The 4,873-nt window shown below is 63.6% G+C and carries 4 protein-coding genes and 1 pseudogene; all 5 read left to right on the plus strand.

Annotated elements, in window-relative coordinates; genetic code table 11:
• Nucleotides 1–464: extracellular solute-binding protein (locus VFX99_RS13655; RefSeq protein ID WP_329666841.1), on the plus strand; the 464-nt coding region annotated here is incomplete at its 5' end.
• Between the two features lie 231 nt (nt 465–695).
• Nucleotides 696–1,466, plus strand: a complete 771-nt coding sequence (locus tag VFX99_RS13660) for a sugar ABC transporter permease (RefSeq protein ID WP_329666842.1) — start codon at nt 696–698, stop codon at nt 1,464–1,466.
• 365 nt (nt 1,467–1,831) lie between these two features.
• Nucleotides 1,832–2,257 (plus strand): annotated as a pseudogene (locus VFX99_RS17320) (ABC transporter permease subunit); the annotation flags it as partial.
• Nucleotides 2,258–3,069: 812 nt separating this feature from the next.
• Complete coding sequence (locus tag VFX99_RS13670; protein WP_329666844.1) at nt 3,070–3,264, plus strand: hypothetical protein; 195 nt, start codon at nt 3,070–3,072, stop codon at nt 3,262–3,264.
• Nucleotides 3,265–3,344: 80 nt separating this feature from the next.
• Nucleotides 3,345–4,556, plus strand: a complete 1,212-nt coding sequence (locus VFX99_RS13675; RefSeq protein ID WP_329666845.1) for a Gfo/Idh/MocA family oxidoreductase — start codon at nt 3,345–3,347, stop codon at nt 4,554–4,556.
• Nucleotides 4,557–4,873 lie beyond the last annotated feature (317 nt).

The raw sequence follows: 4,873 nt of genomic DNA on the forward strand, positions 1-4,873 counted from the left end.
ACGGCACTGTCGCGATGGCCGTCCTCGGCACCGAGCGCATCGTGACATTCGGGACGACCAATCCAGACCTCAAATGGACCGACCTCCCCGCGGCCTCGACGGGAGACCAGAACGGCGCGACCTTCGGCTGGACGATGGGCATCGGTGCGGGAAGCGAGAAGGTGGACGCCGCGTGGAAGTTCATCGAGTACATGACCGGCCCCGACGCCGCCGAAGGCCTGGCCAGCGGTGGCGAGGTTCCGACCCGCGCATCGAGCTACGAACTGCCGTTCTTCTCCACCCCTGACGCCGACGCCGTCAACTCCATCGCGGAGTACGTGGAGAGCAACAGTGAACCGCACGCGTACGAAGACAACTGGATCGCGGTCGCTACGGGACTGTCACAAGCCGGCCAGGCGCTCTACCTGAACGGCCTGTCGGGCAGCGAATTCATCACGGCAGCGCAGGACGCCGCAAACAAGTAGGACCGACAGAAATCCGGGGGAGCCTGAGAAGGCTCCCCCGGGGATCGGAACATCATGACTCTTTCTGCTGGTGAAGTTGCGACGCTCCCTCGCGTCCGCAAGAACGATCGAGGTCCCGGGCGGCCCGATCGCAAACGCCGGACCATCGCCGGTGATCCTCGGGTCTGGCTGTACACGATCCCCGTGGTACTGGTGTTCCTGTTCGTGTTCATCGGACCCCTCGTATACACGGTGTGGACGGCGCTGCACGAAACCACCTACTACGAGATCGGCGAATTCTCGGGCCTGAACTCCTTCGTCGCCCTCTTCTCAGATCCATCGCTGCCCGCGCAGATCGGCACGACTCTGGTGTTCTCGCTGGGCGCTCTCGTCGTCGCGCTGCCGGCAGGTCTGATTTCAGCGATCGTGCTCAACGACCTGCACCGCTTCAAGCGGACGGTGCGAAGCCTGTTCCTGCTGCCATGGCTCATGTCGCAGGCGATCGCGGGCACCATCTGGCTGTGGTTCCTGAACCCCAACTACGGTCCCGCCTCCTACATCACCACATCGCTGGGATGGGGGCCGACCGACGCGTTCTCGTCACCCACTTCAGCCCTGATCGCCGTGACGTTGATCACCGCCTGGTGGTCCTACCCGCAAGCCATGCTCCTGTTCCTGGGTGCGCTGCAGACGATTCCGGAGGAGCTCCGCGAAAGCCTGCGTATGGATGGCGGGGGCATCTGGCGCGGATTCATCAGCATTACGCTGCCGTACCTGCGGAACACGATCGTCTCCGTTGTCGTCGTCCTCTTGATGCTGTACGTGCAGATGGTCACCATCATCCTCGTCACCACGCGGGGAGGGCCTCTGGGGGCCACCGAAACGTTGTCCATGCGCGTCTTCAACCAGACGTTCGTCGAGTTCGACCTGTCGGGGGCATCAGCCACCGCGATCCTGCTGTTCGCGATCAATACCGTGCTCACCCTCGCCGCCATCCGTTTCCGTCGAAAGGAAGCATTGTGACTACCGCAACAGAACGAATCGTGACGACCGGCACGCCCAAACGCCGTCGTCGGCCCGTCGACTGGCTGCGCGTTGTACCGAAATGGATCTACATCGTCCTGTCCGCCGCGATCGTCCTGCCCCCTGTGGCATGGATCGTCTCGACAGCGCTCAAGCCCGCCGCCGACACGATCGCGTACCCGCCGGAATGGATCCCCAGCCCGATCACATTCGAATCGTTCGCCGGGATCTACACAACGACCAACGTGCGGTTCTTCGTCAACTCGCTCATCTACGCCGGGGGATCGATTCTTCTCGCGCTGGCGATCTGCATACCTGCCGCGTATGTGGCGACCAGGTATCAGAGTCGGCGTATGGAAGCCCTGATGACAGGCATCCTGGTTTTCTCCATGGTCCCTGCCATCGTCGTCTTCGTCGCGCTCTACTCGATGTTCGTCAAGACCGCGCTGATCAACACCTATCCGATGCTGATCGTCGTCTACACCGCGATCATCTGTGGGCAGACGATCTTGTTCTTGCGCAACTTCATCGAGAACATCCCCGTCGAGATCGAGGAAGCCGCCGCAATTGACGGTTGCTCCCGCATGCAGATCCTCTGGCGCGTCGTGATCCCGCTGATCCGTCCCGGAATCGCCGCCATAGCCATCTTCATCTTCATCTTCGTCTGGAACGACTTCCTCGTAGGAACCGTCCTGGCCACGACCGAGGACATGAAGACCGTCCAGAACGGCATCGTCCGCTACATCACGACTGGATTCGGCAACTTCTGGGGCTTGTTCTCCGCGTTCGTGATCGTCGCGTTCGTTCCGGTCCTCATCATCTTCGCGGCATTTCAACGCTGGTTCATCGCGGGCCTGACATCCGGAGGCGTCAAGGGGTGATGCCGGCATTGAAGCACGGCGTCGCGCGGGGTGTCGGCATCCTCGACTCCCCGCGCCGACGTCAGCCTTTCGACTTGAATTGCTCTCGACCCAAGAAGGAGAGGACTGGCATGCGGGGTGCGTGCCTGGAGTCCTTCTGACCCGCGATGCACCCTCCGATGCACACGAATGCCGTTCCGCACGGAAGTCGGCGCGGTTATGAACTCGGGTGCCGCTCGAAAGGCGGATGCCCATACCACCGGGACACAGACACTCTCACATGCGTCGAGGCCGCCATCGCCGCCCGCGGCGATCGCGGGCCCGCGAGCCTGCCGGCCGACCAGCCTGTCCCGCGCAGGACCTATGCAAAAGAAGCAAACCGCCCCGTCGATGCTGCACCCGACATCGCCGAATCACACGGCACGGTCTGGCGATATCGCCAGGGATGCACAGACGCACACCGGTGCCCGCACTGGCGGCTCGGTCGTGTGACATGCCCCGAGGCTCGTCGACGCTACTTCGCCGACTATCACGCGCGGAGACTTACCGGCAGCGGCACCCCGATCCGGCACGGGACCTCCGCCGGATACCTCAGCGGCTGCCGCTCAATCGAGATGTGCCCTCGAGACCAGCAGGGACAATCTTGTCACCAAGCACGAGCCGAGTATCGACGTCAGCGCGCACGCGGGCAAGGCATCAACCCGCCCCCGGCGACTGTTACCGCTGACGAAGCAGCTCGACTCGTGACCGAGCTCGCTCAACTTTCCTTGACCGGACGCGCCATCGCACGCATCACCGGCGTCGGCAGATCAACCATCGCCAGACTCATGGTCGCGGGTGCGAACAACATGCTCGACCACGTGACTATCCGCGAGGAAACGCTCGCTGCGATTCGGGCGGCACATGCGGTCCACGCGGCGAGCTTCCCGCTTCAGTGACTTCGCGATACCGCGCCCTTGCCGGTGGAGCTGAGTCACCATTCACCGTCTACAACCGATGATCGAGCGAGGAGATGATAGTGAACGACGGAAAAATAGGTGTAGCGCTCGTGGGGGCCGGTGCGATGGGGACCGTCCACGCAGCGATTGCCTCAGGTATAGAGGCGATACAGGTCGTCGCCGTCGTAGATCCTATTGCTGACTCCGCTGCGCGTCTCGCCGCTCGGCTCGAGACGGCCGGGTTCCGCCGTCCAGACGAGTACGCGAGGCTGGACGAAGCTCTCACCTCGCCTGAGGTCGACCTCGTCGTGATCACAACGCCCAGCGGAATGCATGTTTCACAGGCGACTGAAGCCCTCCAAGGCGGCCGACACGTCATCCTTGAGAAACCGCTCGATGTGGATCTGAGCCGAGCGCGCGTGATGGCCGACCGCGCCGCCCACGCAGCGCGTGAGGGCCTCGTCACTACCGTCATCAGCCAGCACCGGTTCGACACGGCAACGGTGATCGTTGCAGATGCCTTGAAGACCAACGCATTCGGGCGCGTGACGACGGCCATCGCGTCGACAGCATGGTGGCGACCACAGAACTACTACGACTCAGCCGACTGGCGCGGAACGTGGGCGCTCGACGGCGGCGGCGCTCTCATGAACCAGGGCGTGCACAACGTCGACCTCCTGCTGTCATTCCTCGGACGTCCGGTCGAGATATCGGGGCACATGGCCCTCCTGGCTCACACCAGAATCGAGGTCGAGGACTCCGTAGTCGCCGCGGTCCGATTCGAATCAGGTGCACTCGCGGCGGTGCACGCGACGACAGCCGCGTATCCAGGCCTCGCAACACGGCTACACCTGATGGGGTCTTTGGGCTCAGCCATCATCGAAGACGATCTCCTCACGTACTTCCACACAGCTGACTCGCCTGCAATCGATATCGGCCCGATGGGGCTCACCTCCGCTGAGGGCAACACCGCGGCGAGGATGCTCGCGGACGCGGAGCGGGGCTACCGTCTTGGCTTCGCCCTTCCGCCTGCCCCCGCGGGCCAATACAGCCTCGACCCTGCAAGCCATCATCTGCAGTACATGGATGTCGTCAAAGCCATCACCTCACGCACGCAGCCCCGAGTCACGATCCAGCACGCCTATGACGCAATGGCCCTGATCCGTTCGATCTACGTCGCGTCCACACTTCAGCGACCCGTGCAGTTCTCGGATGTGGTGGCCGGAGTCTACGACGACGTGGAATTGTCTGCGAGAAGCGGATCAGCCTGCGCGCCCGGAGCCGCCCAGTGACGACCGAACAACTCGGGTCTGGTCCGCCACTCCCCATGCGCAGCATGCCGACGTGCAGTCCCTGACAGAAGCGAGTGCGCGCGAGAGCTCGCTCCGTCCGCGCTCCCGCTCGATGCGGCAGCAAGGCGAAGAGCATTCCGCTGATCGGCAACCTCATGCCGTCCGTCCGTCATGTCGGCGAACCATCATCGTCGACGGCACCTCGGGCCCGGGTAGCGTTCCGGGGGCGCTGTCGCGCCGTGGGCGGCGGTGAGCTCGACCCCCGCAGCGCCGTCATCCGTGGTGGCGTGAATCGACGATTGGGGCGGCAACGAGCG

It is taken from the genome of Microbacterium sp. (genome assembly GCF_036277215.1).
Classification (GTDB): Bacteria; Actinomycetota; Actinomycetes; order Actinomycetales; family Microbacteriaceae; genus Microbacterium.